Genomic DNA, 2,927 nt, shown 5'->3' on the forward strand with positions numbered 1-2,927 from the left:
CGGCGAGAATCCTCNAGCCACGGGCTTCACCACGAAGGCGTTCACCCCGAGGTCGTAGGAGCGCACCAGGTCGGTCTCCTCGCGGGACGAGGTCAGCATGACCACGGGCGTCTTGCGGGTGACCGGGTCGCCCTTGATCTTGGCGAGCACCTCCAGGCCGTCGACCTTGGGAAGCTTCAGGTCGAGGTCACCGGCAGGGCGATGCCGGCCTGCAGCACGACACGACGGTTGGTCACCGTGTAGAGCGTCGTCCGATGGGTGAGCCATGCGAGCAGCCAGAGCAGCGCGACGGCGCCCGCGCCGATCACCAGGGTCGGTCCCACCACCTTCAGGGCCGAAGCGGGCGAACCGGCCGCCAGGCCGAAGGCCAGGGCGCAGACCGCAAACCACGCAATCACCAGACGGGCGTGGAACACCCGGACCAACAGGCCCAAGGTGGTCGGCCTGCTCTGCCACAGGATGCGCTCGCCCGCCGGCAGAGGACCGGGCAGGCCCCGCGGGGTGCCCTCGGGGAGGAAGTCGCCGCTCATATCAGGGGCTCCGCCCGGGCCGGCGTCGCGTAGAGCGTGCCGGCGCCGAAATACGAGACGATCCGCTCCTCCTCCAGGAAGGTCACGCTGTCGGGATCGCGGGTGGTCGGGATGTCGGCGAACTGGCTGGCGAGCAGCGCCTCGGTCGTCACCGTCTTGGTGAAGCCGCCGGCCCGGCAGAAGGTGGTCGGCATCAGCCGGCGGCCGCCCGCCGGGAGTTCCACCTCATAGTAGCGGATCAGCGACTCGCCGCGGTCGACCCAGACGTCGCTGATCACGCCCGCCACGGCGTTGTCGGTGCCGAACACCGTCATGCCGATCGGGTTCGGGCCGCTTTCGTGGATGACGAAGTTCTTCGCCACCCGCAGGGGAACGATGCGGATCTCCTCGTCCCAGGTCCGGTCGTGGACGTCGTGTCGCAGTACCCAGGAGCCGGGGCCGACGCCGGCCTGGAGCGACGCGTCGGTGCGCTCGTAGGGAGCGCCGGGCCAGGGCTCGACCTTGCGGGCCGGGATGCCGGTCTCGATGTCGTCCCGGCCGTGCACCGCCTGCGGTGCGTAGGTGGTCTCGCCGCCGGGGAGATGGAAGGCCTTGGACCGGGGGATCAGGATCGGATCGTCCGCCTTGCGGCGGCCGACGGCCTCGTTCTCCAGCGGGTAGCCCTCCCGCCGGTCCTCGCGGCGCAGCCAGAAGACCAGCCCGGCGAAGAAGATGAAGAACGCGTAGAGCACGACCTGGGCGACGTCGACATAACCCGTAAGTGCGCCGGTTGGCATGGCTGTCCTCCCCGAATGTCAGGCCGTCCGGCCGGCAAGGCCGTTGGCGATGCGGTCTCGATCCTCTGTCCGTGCGTCCTCACGCACCAGCGGCCCCAGCGCGAGGAGCGCCGCGAACAGCAGGGCGATCTCGATGTGGTAGACGATGAGGTAGCCGATCGCGGGCTCGTTCATGCCCTCGCCGAGCACCCCCGACTGGGCGATGGCGCCGCCCACGTCGCGCACGAGGCCGCTCGCCGCGATCGACAGGCCCGCGGCGGTCGCCTGCACGGCGCCCCAGGCGCCGAGCGCCAGCCCCGTATCCTCGGGGCCGGCGCGGTTCATCGAGGCGGTGAGCGTGCCGTGGGCGAAGAGGCCGCCGCCGAGCCCGATCAGGCTGACGCCGGCGGCGAACAGGTCGGCCGAGGCCAGCGGCGCGGCGAAGACCACCGCCGAGAAGGCGAGGATGCCGATGCCGACGCCGACCGCCGACACCCGGAACGGATCGCCCCCGCGGCCGAGCCAGCGCGCCGCAACCAGCAGGCCCAGCCCGCCGCCCGCGGCGAGCAGCGCCGTGAGGGCCGTGGTCGCGCCCACGGAAAGGTGCAGGATCTGGCCGCCATAGGGCTCCAGCAGGATGTCCTGCATGGAGAAGCCCGCCGTGCCGAGGCCGATCGCCACGAGGCGACGGCGGGCGGTGCCCTCACCCGCATAGGCCCGCCAGGACGACCGGAAGTCGCGCTGCGGCGCCGTCTGCGTCCGGTTGGGATCGCGCGGCTCCTGCTTCCAGAGGGCGAACCCGTTGAGGATGATGGTGACCAGGGCGGCGCCCTGGATCACCTGGATCAGGCGCACCGGCGAGAAATGGGCGAGGAACAGGCCGAACAGCAGGGCGCTCGCCATCATGCCGAACAGCAGGGCCGCGCAGAGCAGCGCCACCACCTTCGGCCTTGCATGCGCGGGGGCGAGGTCGGTGGCGAGCGCCAGCCCGACGGTCTGGGTCGTGTGCAGACCGGCACCGACCAGCAGGAAGGCCAGAGCCGCCGCAAGGTTGCCGACCCAGAGCGGCCCGGTGGTGTCGCCCGACAGGATCAGCAGGGCGAACGGCATGATCGCGAGGCCGCCGAACTGAAGCAGCGTGCCGAACCAGATGTAGGGCACCCGCCGCCAGCCCAGCAGCGAGCGATGCGTGTCCGAGCGGAAGCCGACCAGCGCCCGCAGGGGCGCAAAGATCAGCGGCAGCGCCAGCATCACCGCGACGATCCAGGCCGGCACCCCCAGTTCGACGATCATCACCCGGTTCAGGGTGCCGATCAGCAGCACCGCCGCCATGCCGACGGTGACCTGGAACAGGGCGAGCCGAAGCAGGCGCCCGAGGGGCAGCTCGACGGTTGCGGCATCCGCGAAGGGGAGGATCGCCGGGCCGAGGCGCATCAGGGCGCGGGTCAGTTTTCTGGGATGCGGCGTTCATGTCCGCATCCCCGGCGACGCCGCCCCCGATCCCGCAAAGGCGGACGGGCGCGCGCGCGTCAGCGCCACCGCGTTCGACAGGTAGAATCCGCTGTTGATCCGGTGGCTCCGCGCCCNNAGTGAGGCGTCGAGCGCTGTTTCAGAAGTCATCCGACGGCGCAGGCCGCCCTCG

2 protein-coding genes and 2 pseudogenes are annotated in these 2,927 nt (G+C 71.3%); all 4 read right to left on the bottom strand.

Annotated features, from left to right (window positions below):
- Positions 1-186: pseudogene (locus I53_RS03080) on the bottom strand (response regulator); the annotation flags it as partial.
- Positions 186-530: pseudogene (locus I53_RS03085) on the bottom strand (PH domain-containing protein); the annotation flags it as partial. The pseudogenes I53_RS03085 and I53_RS03080, both read right to left, overlap by 1 nt.
- Positions 527-1,306 (bottom strand): photosynthetic reaction center subunit H, encoded by a 780-nt coding sequence (gene puhA, locus I53_RS03090; RefSeq protein WP_043346544.1) that lies wholly within the window; start codon positions 1,304-1,306, stop codon positions 527-529. The gene puhA and the pseudogene I53_RS03085, both read right to left, overlap by 4 nt.
- An 18-nt stretch (positions 1,307-1,324) precedes the next feature.
- Positions 1,325-2,719, bottom strand: a complete 1,395-nt coding sequence (locus I53_RS03095) for a BCD family MFS transporter (RefSeq protein ID WP_043346547.1) — start codon at positions 2,717-2,719, stop codon at positions 1,325-1,327.
- Between the last annotated feature and the right edge of the window lie 208 nt (positions 2,720-2,927).

Source organism: Methylobacterium sp. B1 (assembly GCF_000333255.1).
In the GTDB taxonomy this organism is placed as follows: Bacteria; Pseudomonadota; Alphaproteobacteria; order Rhizobiales; family Beijerinckiaceae; genus Methylobacterium; species Methylobacterium fujisawaense.